7 protein-coding genes are annotated in these 20,852 nt (G+C 35.0%); 2 read left to right on the forward strand and 5 right to left on the reverse strand.

From position 1 onward, the window contains the following. The first annotated feature begins 2 nt into the window (after positions 1–2). Both O9267_RS04940 and lpdA read left to right on the forward strand, forming a co-directional pair. Entirely contained in the window at positions 3–524 is a 522-nt protein-coding gene (locus tag O9267_RS04940) for a hypothetical protein (RefSeq protein ID WP_298176746.1), read from the forward strand. Between the two features lie 91 nt (positions 525–615). Beyond that, the gene (gene lpdA, locus O9267_RS04945; RefSeq protein WP_298176748.1) at positions 616–2,004 is read left to right on the forward strand and encodes a dihydrolipoyl dehydrogenase; all 1,389 of its coding nucleotides are present in this window, start codon (positions 616–618) and stop codon (positions 2,002–2,004) included. A 121-nt stretch (positions 2,005–2,125) separates the two neighbouring features. Here the strand turns inward: lpdA and O9267_RS04950 are convergent, their stop codons facing one another. From O9267_RS04950 to rpoC, 5 genes are all read right to left on the reverse strand, one after another. Beyond that, on the reverse strand, positions 2,126–6,871 hold the full coding sequence (locus O9267_RS04950) for a PA14 domain-containing protein (protein WP_298176749.1): 4,746 nt from the start codon (positions 6,869–6,871) through the stop codon (positions 2,126–2,128). 262 nt (positions 6,872–7,133) lie between these two features. After that, on the reverse strand, positions 7,134–12,461 hold the full coding sequence (locus O9267_RS04955) for a T9SS sorting signal type C domain-containing protein (protein WP_298176750.1): 5,328 nt from the start codon (positions 12,459–12,461) through the stop codon (positions 7,134–7,136). 244 nt (positions 12,462–12,705) lie between these two features. Next, complete coding sequence (locus tag O9267_RS04960; RefSeq protein WP_298176752.1) at positions 12,706–15,819, reverse strand: choice-of-anchor D domain-containing protein; 3,114 nt, start codon at positions 15,817–15,819, stop codon at positions 12,706–12,708. A 172-nt stretch (positions 15,820–15,991) separates the two neighbouring features. Beyond that, a complete protein-coding gene (locus tag O9267_RS04965; protein ID WP_298176754.1) occupies positions 15,992–16,303 on the reverse strand; it encodes a DUF3467 domain-containing protein in 312 nt (103 codons plus the stop codon). Between the two features lie 96 nt (positions 16,304–16,399). After that, on the reverse strand, positions 16,400–20,713 hold the full coding sequence (rpoC, locus tag O9267_RS04970) for a DNA-directed RNA polymerase subunit beta' (protein WP_298176756.1): 4,314 nt from the start codon (positions 20,711–20,713) through the stop codon (positions 16,400–16,402). Between the last annotated feature and the right edge of the window lie 139 nt (positions 20,714–20,852).

Consider the following 20,852-nt stretch of genomic DNA (forward strand, 5'->3'; position numbering starts at 1 on the left):
TTATGGAATTCAAAAAAATAAAAAATAAAATAGACATCTTTCATTCTGAAGGAAGAACGATAGATGCAACTTTATGGCTTTTGAAGAAATTCAATTTAGAAACTCCCAATCTCAAAAGAATTGAATTACGAGAAGTTGCCAAACCCGATTTTATTTTGATGACTACCGAAGGAAATTTTGGAGAACCTCAAATTTTGAGAGTACCCGAAAACACCTTTGAATTTCCTTTACCCTTAATGCTATGCTTACTAACACACGAAATGGTTCATGTACGTCAAAAAACGGTTAAACCTTATGTTGAAGATAAAAATGAAAGAGAATGGCAAGCCTATTACGAAATGAATTTTCACAAAGAATTTCCTGAAACACTTGAAATCTCGACTTTTCACAAACTATTTTTTGCCAAAAAAGGATTAGAATATTATGCTCGAATGGGAGAAGATTCAGAATTGCAACTCAAATATGCCGAACAAAAAAAAGAAGTGGAATTGTTGATTGATGAGTTGGAAGTTAGACGCTTTTAAACTCATAAACTTTTAAACCTTTAAACTCTTAAACTTTTAAACTTTTTTACTAATTTTGCAATCTCAATTAATTTAGAAAATCATACAAGAAATGAAATACGATATTATAGTTTTAGGAAGTGGACCAGGCGGATATGTTACTGCTATTCGTGCCTCACAATTAGGCTTTAAAGTAGCTGTTGTAGAAAAAGAAAATCTTGGTGGCGTTTGTTTAAATTGGGGTTGTATCCCAACAAAAGCGTTGTTAAAATCTGCTCAAGTTTTTGACTATTTAAAACATGCTTCCGATTATGGATTAACTGTTTCTTCGTATGATAAAGATTTTGGAGCTGTTGTTGGAAGAAGCCGAAGTGTTGCAGATGGAATGAGTAAAGGTGTTCAATTTTTGATGAAAAAAAATAAAATTGACGTTATCGAAGGTTTCGGAAAACTAAAACCTGGAAAAAAAGTTGATGTAACTGCTGCTGACGGAAAAGTAACTGAATATTCAGCTGACCACATTATCATTGCAACTGGTGCTCGCTCAAGAGAATTGCCTAACTTGCCTCAAGATGGTGTAAAAGTTATTGGTTACAGACAAGCAATGACGTTGCCAACTCAACCAAAATCGATGATTATTGTTGGTTCTGGAGCTATTGGTGTTGAGTTTGCTCATTTTTATAACTCAATGGGAACAAATGTTACTATTGTAGAATTTATGCCAAATATCGTTCCTGTTGAAGATGAAGATATTTCTAAACAAATGGAACGTTCAATGAAAAAAGCGGGTGTTTCAATCATGACAAGTTCGTCTGTTGAACGCATTGATACTTCTGGTGCTGGTGTAAAAGCTTATGTAAAAACAGCAAAAGGTGAAGAAGTTTTAGAAGCAGATATTTTACTTTCGGCAGTTGGAATTAAAACAAACATAGAAAACATTGGTCTTGAAGAAGTTGGAATTGCAACTGATAAAGATAAAATTTTGGTAAATGCTTATAACCAAACTAATGTTCCTGGTTATTATGCGATTGGTGATGTAACTCCTGGGCAAGCATTGGCTCACGTTGCTTCTGCTGAAGGAATTAACTGTGTTGAAAAAATCGCAGGCTTACACGTAGAACCAATTGATTACGGAAACGTTCCTGGTTGTACTTATGCAACTCCAGAAATTGCTTCAGTAGGTTTGACCGAAAAACAAGCTAAAGAAAAAGGATACGAATTGAAAATTGGAAAATTCCCATTCTCAGCATCTGGAAAAGCAAAAGCAGCAGGTGCTTCTGATGGTTTTGTAAAAGTAATTTTTGATGCCAAATACGGCGAATGGTTAGGTTGTCACATGATTGGTGCTGGTGTTACCGACATGATTGCAGAAGCAGTTGTAGCAAGAAAACTAGAAACAACTGGACACGAAATCCTAAAAGCAATACATCCACACCCAACTATGAGTGAAGCGGTTATGGAAGCTGTTGCTGATGCTTATGGAGAAGTAATTCACTTGTAGAAATACTAAGTTTAAATAGCAAAAATCCGTTTAGGTTTCTAAACGGATTTTTTTTGTGGCAACAATAAATAAAAAAGCCTTTCCAAAAATGAAAAGGCTTTTCCAAAATATATAGTTTGTTTTAGTTTATTACTTTTTTATTAATCACAACATCATCTATTGTAGTTATTTGTACGATCACAACTTGATTAGTTGCTTTTGTAGACACTTTAGTAGTTGAAGCATTTATATTTTTTTCTTCCAACAAAAGTCTTCCATTAATGTCGTATACTCTAACTTTATTCATTTTCACTTTTCCAGTGTTTATAACAATGTACTGATCTTGTTTGTAAACTATCACATTATTTGCATCTAAAACCTGTGTTTGTGTTGCTAAAGTAGATTGGTAAATAATTTCAAATCTTGTATTAAAAACACCTACTTCTGAAGCAAATGAATAAGAACCATTTGAGAAATTATGAATAGTATTTGTTAAATTATCTTTTAGGAAAATCTCTTGTCCTTCGGCAAACAAACCATCTATATTATCAATGCTTATTGTAAACTCACCTGCTGTTTGTGCTTTAAATCCTAATAAGACTACATCAGAAGCATTAAAAGTTGGTCTTCCTTGCACAGAGAATTCTTCACCATTTATAATTGAAGTCAAAGCTGTTTGGCTATCATTAAAATAATGACCATCAATAGCAGTGTCAATTCCTAAAGTGGCAGTTGGCATATAAGCAATCATTGTTTGGCTAAACAATCCAGCAGCATTTGTAAGGTTTAACCAAATTCTACTTTTATTGTTAGCGGCTGTTCTAAAAAATTGATTACCATTATCAGCCACTCTCATATTGTTAGTAAATGAAATTGTTGAAGATGTTGCTTTTACAATAAACCCTTGCCCTACTTGTAGTGTTCCATTTGGCACTAAACCTAGTGGATCACCAGCATTTGATTTTGTTCTAGTTCCACCCGCTAAAGTATAAGTTGCATAAGATGTATTAGCATCATTATTGGTTTTTCTCCATAAATAAATTGCTTCTGTTATATTATTTTGGACTATAAAAGTATCAGTATCTATTGTTGAAGGATATGGATTTCCAATTGCATTATAAGTTCCGCTAGTTACAGGAATTGTTACAGTACCATTATTTGGAACACCAGTAAAAGTACCTTGCCAAATCGTTGGTGTTGTAGGATGCCAATTAGACATTCTTATTAAATATCCTTTTCCAGTAGTAAAATTGGTTGCAGATGGTGAAGCAACAACTTCATATAAATTTGTTGATGGGCTATAAGTGTAAAATCTGTTAGCAACAGTACCAGTTGAAAAAGATTGCAATTGTTGTCCCACAACAGGTGCTGACCACAAAACATAATCTAAACGCATTAACGGTTCTGTTTTTCTTTTAATACTGATAGCTCCGGTATTTTGAGCATTTGTTGTTTGAACAAGATTTGCATTGCTCTCAAAAGTCAATGTTCCTCCGTTTACGGCAACACTTCCACCTACTGTCATGTTATGACCTGAGTTGATGACTACGTTTCCGCTATTGACAGTACAACTACAACCTGAAATAGATGCTGTTGAATTAAAATTGTCATTAAAAACCAAACTTGAATATCCAGTTGGTTCTACATTCCAGCTTGTTCCATTCCAAACTGAGGTTCCTCCAACAGTGATTGTTACATAACTTGAAATTGCATTAGAACAACTTCCACTTTGGATAACAGCTCTAAAATAAGTTGTTACATTAAGAAACCCTATACTTTCACCTGATAAAACTGTAGTATTATTTCCAATATCAACTGGTAAAGTAAATGAACTATTAGTAGCTTTTTGCCATTTTACAACAGCTCCAACATTTCCCGACAGTACCAAATCATCTGGTAATTTATTAGAACAAATTGTTTGATTATTTGAAACCGTTCCTCCTATAGCTGTTGGAGTAACCGTGATTCTTACAACATTTGAATTTAACGATGTACATCCGCCAGTTACTACCGCTCTAAAATATTTTGTAACAGAAAGATTTCCAATTGTTGCTGCTGCTAATGTTGCAGTTGTAGCTCCAGTAATGTTGGAGAAAGTGGCATTATCAAGCGATGATTGCCATTGGATTGTTCCTGTATTACCAGACAATGTAATGGATGCTGGCAGAGCACCTGCGCAAATTGTTTGATTAGCCGAAACAGTTCCTACTGTAGGTAAAGTTGTTACAGTAACCGCTAGAGTTCTAGTTCCACTTGTACCACAACCATTAATTGCTCTAACCGTTATATTTCCGTTTTGTCCTATTGTTCCTGCTGTAACAGTTATTGTGTTAGTTGTATTTCCTGAAGTAATTGTCCATCCTGTTGGCACTGTCCATGCATAAGAAGTTGCATTCGTCACATTTGCAACACTGTATGTCTGATTTGTTGCAGACGGACATTGAATAGTTACTCCTGAAATAACACTTGGTGTTGCAGGATTTCCGGTTGGACTTGTTATTATTGTAATTACGTTACTTGTAGAAAAACAACTATTTGCATTTGTTCCAACTGCACTAACAATTCTTCTGTAATATCTCACTGCATTTGTACCAGTCGCCGTAATAGCTATTGGTGTATAATCTTCAGTAGTTGCTCCAGAAATATTTGTAAAAGTGCTATTATTAGTTGAAATTTGCCATTGAAAAGAGATTGATGGATTGGTTGTATTTCCATTATAAACATACGAAGTTCCATTAATCAAGCCTGGCGAATTACCTGAACAAACAGCAGTATTTGTTGCTACAAGTGTATTCGAATCTATAACAAAAGGCGTCAAACTAAAGTTGACAATATTATTTCCTCCATTTTCATAATAATCAAAAACGATATCACTATTTCCATTTAAATAAAGTAAAACGTTACCATAAGAAGTTGGTGCTTGTTCTTTCCATTCATCAAATACTTTTACACCATTAACATATACTCTAACACCATCATCTCCGCTAAAGTTAGCCATATAGCATCCAGTTTTAGTTGAATGCATTCTATATCTAACGGCATATTGTTGTGTATAAATACTTGTTCTTACAGCTCCATTTGAATATATTGGGAAACAAACGAAGTCGCCTGTAAAATTTTCGGTAATAGTTTCGGTTGGAATAGTATAATATCCAGCATAATTTGCATCTATAAATGGCGTTACAGAAGCTGGTGTAGTTGGATTTGTAGCAGCTGGAGAAGTTCCTGTCCAATTATAAACATGCCCAACCCAATTATCATTTCCAAAAGCCAATTGCGAATCCTGTGTGTTCCCAATACTATTTAAAACTAACGTAATCATTCCTCCAGCAGAGTTATTATTTACGCATCCACCTTTGCTTAGAAGCAACTTTATTTGTCCTGAAAATATTGCTGTCCAGGTTAAAGATGTCCCATTTAATCCATACGAAAATGCCGTAGAACCAATATTTAAGTTTGTTGCAGCATCTATAACTGTCAAAGTTTCTACATCAGAAGGAAAGACATTACCAACTGAAAAAGTATAAGTAAAACCTTTTACAATATCGATTAGTAAATATTGTCCAGCATTAACCGTTGGTGAATAAATTGTATTTGAACTATCTATACAAAAAGTATTTAATGCTCCTACTTGTGTCATTGTGTTTGAATAAGAACATGGCTCAAATGCAATTGTATTTATAACAACAACATTGCTTATATAAACACATGATTGTGAAGCAGCAGAAGCAGTTACTAATCGTCTGTAACTAGTGGCAACAGTAGTTGAATTTGTTATTGCAAGTGGTGTATAATCTTTGGAAGTTGCACCACTAATATTTGTAAAGGTAACACCATTTGTAGAAGATTGCCATTGATAGGAGATTGTTGGATTTACGACAGTACCAGAATAAACATAATTTGTTCCTGTGATTATTCCAGGTGCAGAACCGCTATTTACAGAAGTTACTGTAGATGATATAGAATTAGAACTTGGATCGAAAGGAGCAAGACTAAAATTTACCACATTTCCTCCTCCATTTTCATAATAATCAAAAACAATTTCACTGTTTCCAGTTAAATATAGCATAACATTTCCATAAGCCGATACACCTTGTTCTTTCCATTCATCAAATATTCTTACTCCATCCACATAAACACGAATTCCGTCGTCTCCGCTGAAAGTAGCCATATAGCAACCAACTTTGGTAGACCTCATTCTGTATCTAACGGCAAATTGTTCGGTATAAATATTTGTTACATTATTTCCATTTGAATTTAGAGGAAAACAAGCTCCATTACCTCCAAAAGTTTCTGCAATTGTTTCAGAATTGATTGCATAATTTCCGGCATAGTTAGCACCAACAAAAGGAGTTGTAGCTGATATAGTTGTTGGTGAAGTTCCTCCCGGCGGTGCATTTCCTGTCCAGTTGTAAACATGTCCAATCCATTGATTAACACCAAAAGCTGCTTGCGAATCTTGTGTGTTTCCAATTGAATTTAACTTCAAGGTTAGAGCGCCACCAGCAGAATTGTCATTAACACAATTCCCTTTTGACACTAAAATTTTAATTGAGCCTGATAAACTTGCTGTCCAAGTTATTGACGCTCCTGAGAAAGAAGAGGCAAAAGCGCCAAGACTAGCATTAGTCGAAGCATTAAGAATTGTCAAATTCTCATTTTCAAAAAAGAAAGCATTTCCAATAGAAAAGGTATAATTAAATCCTTTTACAACATTAACAACAACATATTGTCCTGCGCGAACACTAGACGTTGTAATTGTGGTTGTATTATCAATGCAAAATATATTTGTTGTACCAACTTGAGTTAAGGGTGTTCCAGTATAATTACATTGTGAAAAACCTACTAAACCCAACATAAAAAAACCTAAACTTGCAAAAAACTTCATTTTCAAAATAAATTTTTTAAAATTAACAACTTCTTATGCCAGTTGTGCTTGCAAAAAAGTGGCAAAATTATTCCAAAAATATTTCAATTGAATAAAAAATCGATGAAATGCATTTTTTTGATTTAAAAATAAGAATATACGTGCGAACAAAAAATAAGTAAACACAGATTTAAAAAAATATTCCAATTTTTTGGATGAAAATAAGCAAAAAATAAAGCCTCTTTATTGCTAAAGAGGCTTTTATAAAAAATTTAGTAAATTTTTAGAACAATACTTTCTTAGTAACTACTGAAGAATCTTTAGCTGTTACTTTAACAATCAATACTTGATTAGTTGAACTAATAGCCAATTTAGCTGTTGCAGCATTAACGTCTTTTTGTTCTACTAACAATCTTCCTTGTATGTCGTAAACTTTTACGTCTTTCATTTGAATAGCACCTGTGTTTACTACTAAATTTTGGTTTTGTTTGTAAACAGCAACCATGTTTTCATTTAAAACAGGGTTTTGAGTTGCCAATGTAGATTGGTAAACAATTTCAAATCTTGTATTTGCTGTACCAGCAGGAGCAGTAAAGTTATACGGTTCATTAGTTAAATTATGAACTGCATTAGTTACATTATCTTTTAAGAAAACTTCTTGTCCATTAGCAAACAATCCATCTACATGGTCAATTGCTATTGTGTAGTTGCCTTCCGTTTGTGTTTTGAATCCTAAAGCAACTACATCTGAAGCTGTAAATACTGGTTTTCCTTGTACTGCAAATTCTTCTCCGTTGATTAATGAGCTCAATTGAGTTGGAATATTATTTTCTAAGAAACGACCGTCTATTGCAGCATCGATTCCTGTTGTAGCAGATGGCATATAAGCAACTAGTGCTTGGTTAACAAAACCATTATTATCAGACAAGTTTAACCACACTCTACTTCTTTCTATCGAACTAGTTCTAAAGAATTGTGTGCTCAATTCACCATTTCTCATTGCATTTGTAAAATTCAATGATGTTGAAGTAGCTTTAGCAATAAATCCTTGTCCAACTTGTATAATTCCATTTGGAACTACAGAAGATCCTCCTGCAGTATTAGCAGCTGTACCAACTCCACCAGCTAAAGTATAGGTAGCATAAGATGGACTAGTAGAACTATTTTTCTTTCTCCAGAAATATAAAGCCTCCGTTAAATTATTAGCTGTAATAAATTCATCCGCATTTATTGTTGATGGGTAAGGATTTCCAACTGCATTATACGTACCACTAGCAACAGATAAGCTCACATTCCCATTATTTGGTACACCTGTAAAAGTTCCCATCCAATTAACTTCTGGAGCTGGTGCATTAGCGAACCAATTAGAAGCACGAATTAAATATCCATTCCCTTCAGCAAATGGTGTACTTAATGGTGTAGGAACTACTTGAAAAGCTCCTTGACCTGCACTACCTCCAATAGGAGTTGATGTAGGGTTGAAGAAATAAAAACGATCTGAAACTGTACCTGGTGAAAATGCTTTTAGCATTTGTCCATCAACTGGAGAAGACCATAATGTATAATCTAATCTATTAATTGGTGCACTTTCGCGTTTAACAATAATACTTCCTGAGTTATTTACATCAGCATTTTGAATAAGGTTTGCGTTATTTTCTAGGGTAAAAGTTCCTGAACTTACAGTCAAAGCACCCTCTAAACTAACATTTCTTAAAGATGGAATTGACACGATAGCATTATTATTTACCGTTAAGTTACATGCATTTACATCAGCAACTTCAGAATAATTTGCAGCAATAACAGCTGTATCTATACTTGTTGGAGTGCCATTATCCCAAAAATTAGGAGAACCTGCCGTCCAAGTTGTTACTTTACCAACTACAACCGAAACAGTTTTACCACTAAAAGTTGTTGTACAACCAGTCGCAGTAACAGTACCGCTGGTAATAGTGATAATAGCTCCGTTGGCAACAGCTGGAAGGTTTGGAGTAACAAAACTAAAATTACCACTAGCATCAGAAGTTCCTGAAACAACAGTAACTAAAGGTCCAGTCATAGAATTAGTATAAGTAAATGAACCTGCAGTATTTGGTAACAATCCTGTCATTGTAACAGTTGATGGAGTGTTTATACAAGCAGCAGTAGCTGTAATTGAATCTAAAGTTGGAAGAGGATTAACAGTAACTACTGCATTTCCTGTCATTGTTAAATTAATACTACATGCAACATTTGTTGCTTCTACTGTATATGTTCCAGCTACTGTTTGATTTCCGAATGCAAGAGCTGTTCCAGTTCCTGCTACTAAACTACCTACATTAGAACCATCTCTTTTTAACTGATAGCTAACTCCTAATTGAGAATTAGATAGCCCAACAGCAACTCCTGCACCACCAGCACATAAAGACCCAGTACCTGTAACAGTGTAAGCAACTGGATCAACACAAACGATAGTACCATTAAAAGCTAGACCATTTGTTCCTGATGATGGAGAATTAAATCCCCAACCTCCTGTTGTTGTTTGACCTGATGCGTAATATCTAAAAGTAACTGTTGTTCCTGAAGGAAGATTTTGTAATGCTGTAACTCCTGATAAATCAATTGCTAAAGTAGCTGGAGTTCCAATCGTTACTGTTGGCGAACCAATTAATGTAAAAGTTGTACCATCTAAACTATAAGCAAATTGACTCGAAACTCCAGGAGAATTAGCAAATGATGCAGTACCCGAAAAATTAGCTCCAATGTTTGATAAATTTAATGAATATCCTAAATCTGTTTTTAAAGTGGTTTGGAAATAATCAGTATTTGCGGTTGAAATTCCATTATTTTGAAAACCTTGTGTTCTGAAACTATTACCTGCTGTACTCCAAGCAGCCCCAGCACCTCTTGTAACATTACTTAAAGTTGTCGAATTGTCTAAATTGTTATTGAAAGTTGTTGCAGCTAATGATGCAATTGTTGTAGTACCAACACCTGTAAAATCCCATCCCGCAATTACAGGATAAGTTACAACTAAGTTTTGATTAACGACAGTTGCTGGATTATAGTTGGTATCACCTGCTTGAGAAGCTGTTATAGTAGTAGTTCCTGGAGCTACAATTGTAACTGTATTTCCAGAAATTGTTGCTACAGCTGTATTTGAACTTGCATAAGTTACTGTTAATCCAGACGATGCTGTTCCAGTTAATGCAAAAGGAGCTGTTGCCGTTGTAGCCGAAGCTAGTGCACCAAAAGTTATTGTTTGATTTGCTTTTGCAATTGTAAATGAAAGAGTTGCAGGTAAACTAGTTCCTCCACCATTTGTAGCAGTTACATCTACAGAAAAAGAACCAGCGGCTGTTGGTGTACCAGTAATTTCACCAGTAGTAGTATTAAGTGATAAACCAGTTGGCAATGTTCCTGAACTTATTGCATATGATGTTGGAGCATTAGTAGCAACAATATTGTAACTAAACACAACATTGTATGTACCTGATGGCGTAGCTGTAGTAACTACAGGAATAGCTTGATTAACAGTTAAAGTACCATTATCGTTATTCCAAACACCAGCTGTTCCTCCATAAACATATTGAGAACTTCCCGTTTTTTGAAATCTTGAAGCATAATAATATACCCCAGGTGTTAAACTTGAACCAATATTTGCAACATATTCATCATCATTTCCTTGATCAGCATTAAAAGTTGCTGGTACCCATGTCCAAGAGCCTGAGTTAGGGTTAATATTAGATGAGCTATATCCAATCCAAGCTGTGATTCCAGAACCAGGACTTCCTGTGTTTGTAACACCTGGCTCATATACTTTGGCATAAACATTAAAATTATCACCTTGTGTTATTGTACCCGAAGTTGGGAATTGCACATTGGCAAAATCAACCACGTTAGAAGTAACAGTCATTACTGCTGAATCAGCTGTTGATGACCATATATTGTTATTTACACCACCGTAAACAAATGTCCCTCCATTAATACTGAATCTTGAAACAACATAATAAGTTCCAGGTGTTAATCCTGAACCTATTGTAGTTGAATATTCATCATTATTAGAACCATCATCTCCAAAATAAGGAGCAGCTACCCAAGTCCATGTATTATCAGGTGTTCCGTTAGTTGGGCTGTATCCTATCCAAGCATCAATTGCAGTTCCTTCACCAGCAGCATTAGTAATACCTCCTTCATAAACTCTTGCATAAACAAGTGTACTTCCTCCTTCAGGGAAAGTATTAGTAACTAAAGGTTGGATATTACACCAATCAACCGTTTGAACGGCTAAAGTAGTTCCAGAAGCTGTTGCTCCAAAAGCCGTTTCAGCATTTGCACCATTACGAGCTTTAGTTTGAAATGTATAAGTTGTATTTCCCGTTAAACCTATTACAGTTTTAGTTGCCCATGTTGCAGCAGTTTGCCAAACAGCAGAAGCACCAAGACTACCGTTAGCTTGAACATATAATGAACCTGTTGTTTCTTGAATAGCATATTCAGTTGAAGTAGGATTTCCATCGGTAGTAGCTATTGTAACATCTAATGTTGAAGTTTGCGGATTTGCAACAGTTACAGCATTTGGAGTATTAGCAGATGTGTAAAAACTTGATTCTGTTCCATAAGCTGTATTTACACTATTTGTTGCATAAGCACGATAAAAATATTGTGTGTTTGGCGATAAGCTAGTCAATGAACTTGTAAATGTTCCTGTACCGCTTCCATTTGAAGTTCCTGTTGTTGGATTGGCTGAAGTTCCAAAAGCAACTCCTCTCGCTGAAACAGTAGCACCACCGTCAGCAGTAACATCTCCTCCTGAAGAAGCTGAAGTTGTGGTTATTGCAGAAACTGAAGTTGTAGTTACAGTTGGAGCACTTATAGAAGCATTTGCAGTAATACTAATATCATCAACCCCTAAAGCTTGAGCGTTACTTGTAGTTGCACCTGATGTCACAGAATACCTCCATGCAAAATACACAACTCCATTTTGAGCAATTGCAACTGATGGAGTATATGTTTTAGAAGTTACTGCAACTGTAGAACCTGGAGATGTTGCAAAACCATTATTATTAGCATCAGCAGCAAAACTTGTTGTAAAATCTGCTCCACAAGATGTCCAAAAAGTACCATTTGTTGAATAAAATAACTCTATAGAAAAACCTGCAGCATTTGAACCATTTCTGAATTTTTCCACATTATATGAAATTGTAAAATTTCCAATAGCAGTTGCCGCATTATTTCTTAAACGCGTATATAATGTAACTGTTTTATTGGCACTACCAGAAGACAAGCCTCCAATTGCAGACTCCGATGTAACATTATTAGCATTGTATCTATATATACCCGCCGTAGCAGAAGTTGACATAGAATTGCCACCAACTTGACCAATAGTTGAAGCAGATGCTGAAAAATTAGTTATAGTTCTCTCAGTTGTATTAGCCTGTGCTGTCCATTCAGTAGGCAAAGTACCTGGCGAACCAACTATAGCATTAAAATTTTGAGTAACAGCAGAACCACCAGCAGTTATATTAATCTGCCCAAAAGAAGCATTCCCAAAGAACAAAGCTAGTAGCAAACCAACTGTTGTCAAAAATTTGTTAAACTTTACAGTAACATTAAATTGAGTAAAATTATTCATAAATAAAAATATTTAATTATTTTAGTATCAGCATTTAAAATTATAGTTGCCAATACTATCAACTCGCAAAATTATAGTTTTTATTGAGATATAAAAACCCGTGTTTACAATTTGATAATAAAATCGTTGAACTACATATTTATTCGTTTAAAAACGCAAAAAAGTAAATTGAAACTTACTTAATTAAAACAAAAAAAAGGCGCATGAAAATCATGCGCCTTTTTAGGTATGTATTAGGTAGCTATTACCTTTTAATCATACGAACCGATTTAACGGTATCACCTTGAGAAACAATTACATTGTAAACTCCAGCAGGATAGTTAGCACCTAGTTGTAAGTCGCTACTTTCGTTAGCATTTACTTCAAGGTTTTCTAGTTGTTTTCCAATCATATCGTATACTTGTACTTTAACATTTTGATCGTTAGTTGTAGTAACATTCAAAGTAAAGTTAGTAGCAAATGGGTTTGGATAACCAACAGCTTTAAATTCAGCATCAACATTTCCTTTAGCAATTCTAAATGGTGCTGGTGTATTAATTGTACAAGTAGTTCCATATTCAGATTGAACACCACTAGATGTTACTGCTACTGAAATACTATATTGAGTAGCTGTAGAATATCCTGGTATCAATGCTGTTGGGAAGTTGTTAACTGGTTTGTTAATAATTTGCTCAGCCAAAGTAGTTAAATTCACCACTTTGAAAGAATATTGTGTAACCCCAAATTGTGCAGAAGTTAGAACTGAGCTACCAAAAGCAACCGTTTGGCCACATGAAGTAATTGCAGGAATTGAAGGTCCACCAATTACACATGGTTCACTGTAAGCAGAATAAGCACCACTTGTTTTAACTGCGATTTCAACAGTATAAGAATCACCATAAGTATAAATTGGCAATTGATTTAATCTAAACCAGTTGAAAGTTCTGTCTAAAATTTGAACACCAGCTGAACTAGTTACTTTATATCTATAACCAGTAACACCAGTTAATGCAGTTGTTTTTATATCAGCAAACATTGAATCAACGCTTCTACCACAAGATGGACTTACTAATGAAGGTGCACTTGGAGAATTTACTATACAAGCATTACCATAATATCCTAACCATACACCACCAACTTGCATCATTACTTTAACAGAATAAGCTGTTCCATAGTCGTATCTAGGTAATTCAGTTAATCTGAACCAGTGAACATTTTTAGTTATTACTTGAACAGGATCAGCAGGAGTAGTTAGGTTAGTAACTTCAAATCTGTATCCAGTTGCAGCTGGCAAAATTGTTGAAGTGATTGAAGTATAAACAAATGGCAAAGTAACACCACATGCTGAAGGGCTTAATTGTGTTAATACTGGTACATACGTAAAATCAGTACTGCTTAGAGGAATAACAGTATTGCTTCCAGTCCAATTAGCAGCGTTGTTTACTGTATTTTTATAAAGAACTATAGCAATCTGTCCTGATCTTGAATCAGTATATTCATAATTATCTAATATTCCTGTAACTAAATTACCGTTAGCAACATTTAAAGCAGCTGGTAAATAAGAGGTGTTTGTGCTTGCAGTTCCTGTTGTTATCCAAGCGATATTAGAGAAACCATAAATAAAGTTAGGAGTTGTTGACAAACCTTCGAAGATAAATACATTTTCATTAGCAGATGATAGTCCATTTAATGAACCTGAAATAACCGTACCAAGATCAGTTGTAGCTGCACCTGCTGCAGGGCAAGTTACTGTAATTACAGTTCCAGAAGGAATTGCACTACCTGTATTATTTCTCCAAACCAAAGTTTGTTCATTAGAATTTAATGCAGTCCCATTATAGGCATTATCAGTAAAAGATAATTGAGCATTTACAGGGATGTCAACCCAGTTTACAAAACTAAAAGCATCAGATGTAGTAGTTACACCTACAAAGCTAATATCACCTGGTTGGAAGTTTAATGTTACAGCATCAGCAGTAATAGCGAATGAATAAGTAGCTTCGTCAGCATCGTCACTTAACACTTCGATAGTATTGTTGAAAGTTCCAGCAGTTGCGCTAGAAAAAGCAACAGAGAAAGTAGTTGAACCAGCTGGTGGAATAGTAGTCAAAGCAGGTTGTGTGATTGTATACTGAGTACTAGCAGTACCTAATTGTACATAAGGCGCCGTTAAAACTAAATTACCAGTACCCGTATTTTGAATTGTATACGTTCTAGTTAAAGTATTACCAGTTGCTAGAGTTCCAAAAGAAGTATGGTCTGCTAACAATGGTGTTGTAGCACCATCAACTATGTTTGTTGAATTTCCTCTGATGTTAATTTCAGGAGTTGGAGCTTCAGCCGTTGCCGAAATATCAAATGAATAATTAGCTTCATCATCATCGTTACTTAACACTTCTATTCCATCATCAAAAAGACCTGCTGTAGCACTATTAAAAGTTACAGAAAAAGTAGTTGAACCTCCAGCCGCAATAGTTGTTGAAGCAGGCTGAGCAATAGTATATTGTGCACTACTAAGCGTTAACGAAACAGGATTCGCAGGTAAAACTAAATCAGCAGAACCAAGATTTTCGATAGTATAAGTTCTAGTTACAGAAGTGTTTGTAGAAACAGTTCCGAATAATGTGTGATTGGCTAAAGAAGCAGGGGTTGCACCATCAACGATAGAAGCACCATTTCCTTTGATGTTAATTTCTGGAGCTGTAGCTCCGCCACCATTTACATAAATAGAAAAATCATCAATTGCCATACCGTCATCAGCTCCAGTAGCATCAAAATCTGACCATCTAATCCAGAAAGTGGCTCCATTAACTATTCCTAATCCTGAAACTGTAGAAGATAGGTTGGCCATGTGAAGTTGAGACCCATTAGCGACAGCTTGTCCAGGATTTGCATAATCTAAAGTATTTTCATCTGTCCAAGTTCCTGTTGTTAAAGAGGTAGCATTAACTGAATATTGAAAATCCAATCTATCAGATCTATTTAATGCTCCAATTCTCCAAGTTTCACCTTTGTAAGTTATTACTAAACTAGTAATTGTTGCACCCGTATTATTGGTAAAAGATGCTCCAATTGTTGGAATATTTGAACCTGACCTAAGTCCTCCAAAAGCTCTTTCAGTACTTGCAGCTGTTCCAAAACTATAAGTATCACCACTATTAGCACTACCAGTCCCTGCAGTATATAGAGTATTTGCTGGAGCGGTTGCACTTGTCTCAGAAAATGCCCAGCCTGAAGGAACCGTGCTGCTAGTTCCTGTAATTGCTAAGGCATCAAAGTTTTGCGAATAAGTATTCGCAACGCCAGTACCAGAAATGGATATTTGACCATATCCTAACGCAATACTTAAAAACGTTACTAAAAATAAAATTTTCTTCATTTTTTTATTGTTTTATATTAAAAAATATTTTTTACAAAGTTAATTCAAATAGTACACACCAAGTATCTTTTTGTATTAAGATTTTGTTAACCAATTTAGATTACATATTAACAATTTAGCAATACAAGTTGTACTAAATAAAAAACTCCCCAATTTCTTGAGGAGTAGTTTGTTACGCTTGACCGGTTGGTCCAAAATTTAAAGGAATTGGTGGTTGTTCAGAGTCTTTGATTTCTCCATGCGCCATTTCAAATCGGTGTACGTTTTCTGCCAGTGCTTTTACCAGTCTTTTGGCATGTTGCGGCGTTAAAACGATTCTTGATTTTACTTTAGACTTCGGAGTTCCGGGCATAATGCATACGAAATCGACAACAAATTCTGAAGCAGAATGGTTGATAATAGCTAGATTGGAATAGATTCCTTCAGCAGTTGCTTCGTCTAGTTCTATATTTATTTGTCCTTGTGGTTGTTTTTGATCACTCATTTTATATTGGGTGTTAGATGTTGATTAAGAAAAAATGCCGCTAACTCACTAGTTTTGAAAATAGGAATTAGCGGCATGATTATTTAGTTATGATTTTTAATAAATGTATTCTTCTTTATTAGCCATCATTTCATTGTAATCGTCTTTAGAACCAACAATTGTGTTGTCGTATTCTCTCATACCTGTTCCAGCTGGAATTCTATGACCTACAATTACATTTTCTTTCAATCCTTCTAAGAAATCAACTTTACCAGCTACTGCTGCTTCGTTTAATACTTTAGTTGTTTCCTGGAATGATGCCGCAGAGATAAATGATTTCGTTTGTAACGAAGCTCTCGTAATACCTTGTAATACTGGTGTTGCTGTTGCTGTGATTACATCTCTTGCTACTACTAGATTTTTGTCATTACGTTTTAGTAATGAATTTTCATCACGTAGTTCACGAGGCGAAATAATTTGTCCTGGTTTCAAGTTGCTAGAATCTCCAGCATCTTCTACCACTTTCATTCCGTACAATTTATCATTTTCAAGAATAAAGTCTTTAGTATGAATTAATTGCTCTTCTAGGAATAAAGTATCTCCTGGATCTTCTACTCTTACTTTACGCATCATTTGACGAATTACAACTTCAAAGTGTTTGTCGTTGATTTTTACCCCTTGAAGACGGTATACTTCTTGAATTTCGTTAACCAAATACTGTTGAACAGCTGCTGGTCCTTGGATTCTTAAGATATCATCTGGTGTAATTGCTCCGTCAGACAATGGAACTCCTGCTCTTACGAAGTCATTTTCTTGAACAAGAATTTGACTAGATAATTTCACAAGATATTTTTTAACCTCACCAAATTTAGATTCGATGATGATTTCACGGTTACCTCTTTTAATTTTACCAAAAGAAACTACACCATCAATCTCAGAAACTACCGCTGGGTTTGAAGGATTACGAGCTTCTAACAACTCTGTAATTCTTGGTAAACCTCCTGTAATATCACCAGATTTAGAAGAACGACGAGGAATTTTTACTAAAACTTTACCCGCTTTAATTTTTTCTCCATCTTCTACCATAAGGTGTGCACCAACTGGTAAGTTATAAGAACGAATTAACTCATTATCTTTTCCGTAAATCAATAAAGTTGGAATTAATTTTTTGTTTCTTCCTTCAGAAATTACTTTTTCTTGGAAACCTGTTTGCTCATCAATTTCAACTTGGAACGATTGTCCTTGTTCTAAATCTTCGTAAGCAATTTTTCCAGTAAATTCAGAAACGATAACTCCATTATATGGATCCCATTTACAGATAGCAGTTCCTTTAGTTACCATATCTCCGTCTTTCACGAAAATACTAGAACCGTAAGGAATGTTATGTGTATTTAATACGATTCCAGTTTTTGGTTCAACCAATTTTAATTCAGTTGAACGAGAAACTACGATATCTACTTTATTTCCTTCGCTATCTTCACCTACAACTGTTTTAAGATCTTCTATTTCTAGTTTACCATCAAAACGCATTACGATGCTAGATTCTTCAGAAATTCCTCCCGCAACCCCACCAACGTGGAATGTACGAAGTGTTAACTGTGTTCCTGGTTCCCCAATAGACTGAGCAGCGATAACTCCGACTGCTTCACCTCTTTGAGTCATTTTTCCAGTAGCAAGGTTTCTACCGTAACATTTAGCACAAATACCTTTTAATGCTTCACATGTTAAAGGCGAACGAACTTCCACTTTTTCGATTGGAGATTCTTCGATTGTTTTTACGATTGCTTCTGTAATTTGCTCACCTGCGCGAACAACTACTTCAGAACTTAAAGGATTGATAACATCTTGTAATGCTACACGACCTAAAATTCTTTCACCTAATGATTCAACAATTTCTTCATTTTTCTTCAATGCAGAAACTTCGATTCCTCTAAGAGTACCACAATCTTCTGTATTTACAATAACATCTTGAGAAACGTCATGTAATCTACGAGTAAGGTAACCAGCATCAGCTGTTTTAAGAGCGGTATCGGCAAGACCTTTACGAGCACCGTGCGTAGAGATGAAGTATTCTAAGATTGAAAGTCCTTCTTTAAAGTTAGAAAGAATTGGATTCTCGATAATCTCTCCACCACCTGCAGTCGATTTTTTAGGTTTAGCCATCAAACCACGCATACCTGTAAGCTGACGAATTTGCTCTTTAGATCCACGCGCTCCAGAATCAAGCATCATATATACCGAGTTAAAACCTTGTTGGTCTTCACGGATATTTTTCATTGCTAACTCTGTAAGTTGTGCATTTGCAGATGTCCAGATATCAATAACTTGGTTGTAACGTTCGTTATTGGTAATCAATCCCATGTTATAGTTCAAAGAGATTCCTTCAACTTGTTCACGAGCATCAGCAATTAATTTTGTTTTTTGTTCTGGGATTCTAATATCACCTAAAGAGAAAGATAAACCTCCTTTGAAAGCGAATTTATAACCCATATCTTTCATATTATCAAGGAAAGCTGCAGTAGTAGGAACATCTGTTACAGCAAGGATTTTACCAATAATATCACGTAATGATTTTTTGGTTAATACCTCATTGATATATCCAGCTGCTTGAGGAACTACTTCATTAAATAATACTCTACCTGCAGTAGTTTGGATTATTTTGTAAACTAATTCACCTGCTTCATTGAAATCTTTTGCTCTAATTTTTACTCTTGCGTTCAATTCTAATCTTCCTTCGTTTAAAGCAATATTAGTTTCTTCGGCAGAATAGAAAGTTAATCCTTCTCCTAAAATTTTGTGTTCTGGAGTAGACAAACGCTCTTTGGTCATATAATATAGACCCAAAACCATGTCTTGAGAAGGTACTGTGATAGGTGCACCATTAGCAGGATTCAGAATGTTATGAGAAGCTAATAATAATAATTGTGCTTCTAATATTGCTTCTGGTCCTAACGGCAAGTGAACTGCCATCTGGTCACCATCAAAATCCGCGTTGAACGCCGTACACACTAATGGGTGCAATTGGATAGCTTTTCCTTCAATTAATTTTGGTTGGAAAGACTGAATACCCAAACGGTGTAATGTAGGAGCACGGTTTAGTAATACTGGATGTCCTTTGATTACATTTTCAAGAATATCCCATACAACTGGCTCTTTTTTATCTATAATTTTCTTTGCAGATTTTACAGTTTTAACGATTCCTCTTTCGATTAATTTACGAATAACGAATGGTTTGTATAGTTCGGCTGCCATATCTTTTGGGATACCACATTCGAATAATTTTAATTCAGGTCCAACAACAATTACCGAACGAGCAGAATAATCCACACGTTTTCCAAGTAAGTTTTGACGGAAACGACCTTGTTTACCTTTTAACGAGTCAGAAAGAGATTTTAATGGTCTATTTGATTCTGTTTTAACTGCAGAAGCTTTACGAGTATTATCGAAAAGTGAATCTACAGATTCTTGCAACATACGTTTTTCGTTTCTTAAGATAACTTCTGGAGCTTTGATTTCCATTAATCTTTTCAAACGATTGTTACGGATGATTACACGACGGTAAAGGTCATTTAAATCTGAAGTTGCAAAACGACCTCCATCAAGAGGTACAAGAGGACGCAATTCTGGTGGAATAACCGGAACTACTTTCATAATCATCCATTCAGGACGATTTTCTCTGTTTTTGTTTGAATCACGGAATGACTCAACCACTTGCAATCTTTTTAATGCTTCTGTTTTTCTTTGTTTAGAAGTTTCGTTGTTAGCACTATGACGTAATTCATAAGATAATGAATCAAGGTCGATACGTGCTAATAAGTCCATAATACATTCAGCTCCCATTTTGGCAACGAATTTATTTGGATCAAAATCATCTAAATATTGGTTTTCCATAGGAAGTGTATCTAAAATATTTAGATATTCTTCTTCTGTTAAAAAGTCTAATCTATGGATTGGCTCACCTTCTGCATTTTTGGCAATACCTGGTTGGATTACTACATATCTTTCGTAGTAGATAATCATATCTAATTTCTTAGATGGCAATCCTAAAATATAACCAATTTTGTTTGGAAGTGAACGGAAATACCAGATATGAGCGATTGGAACAACAAGATTAATGTGCCCTACTCTATCACGACGTACTTTCTTTTCGGTAACTTCAACACCACAACGGTCACAAATGATTCCTTTGTAGCGAATTCTTTTATACTTACCACAAGCACATTCAAAATCTTTTACTGGACCGAAAATTCTTTCGCAGAAAAGACCATCACGCTCTGGTTTGTGCGTTCTATAATTGATAGTTTCAGGTTTTAAAACTTCACCTCTTGACTCAGCCAAGATTGATTCTGGAGAAGCTAATCCTATCGAGATTTTGTTAAACCTTTTGATTGGGTTTTTATCTCTGTTGTTGTTATTTCTATTATTCATCATAGTTTTTACTATTGATTTATTGCAATTAAAAATTGATTTTAGACTTCTGATATTTTTATTTTTATCAGTAAGCTACCACGAATTACTTCTCTAAACTTCAACTAAATTTTTGAAGTGCTAATTATTAAGTCTTAATAAA

Source organism: Flavobacterium sp. (assembly GCF_027531705.1).
GTDB lineage: Bacteria > Bacteroidota > Bacteroidia > Flavobacteriales > Flavobacteriaceae > Flavobacterium.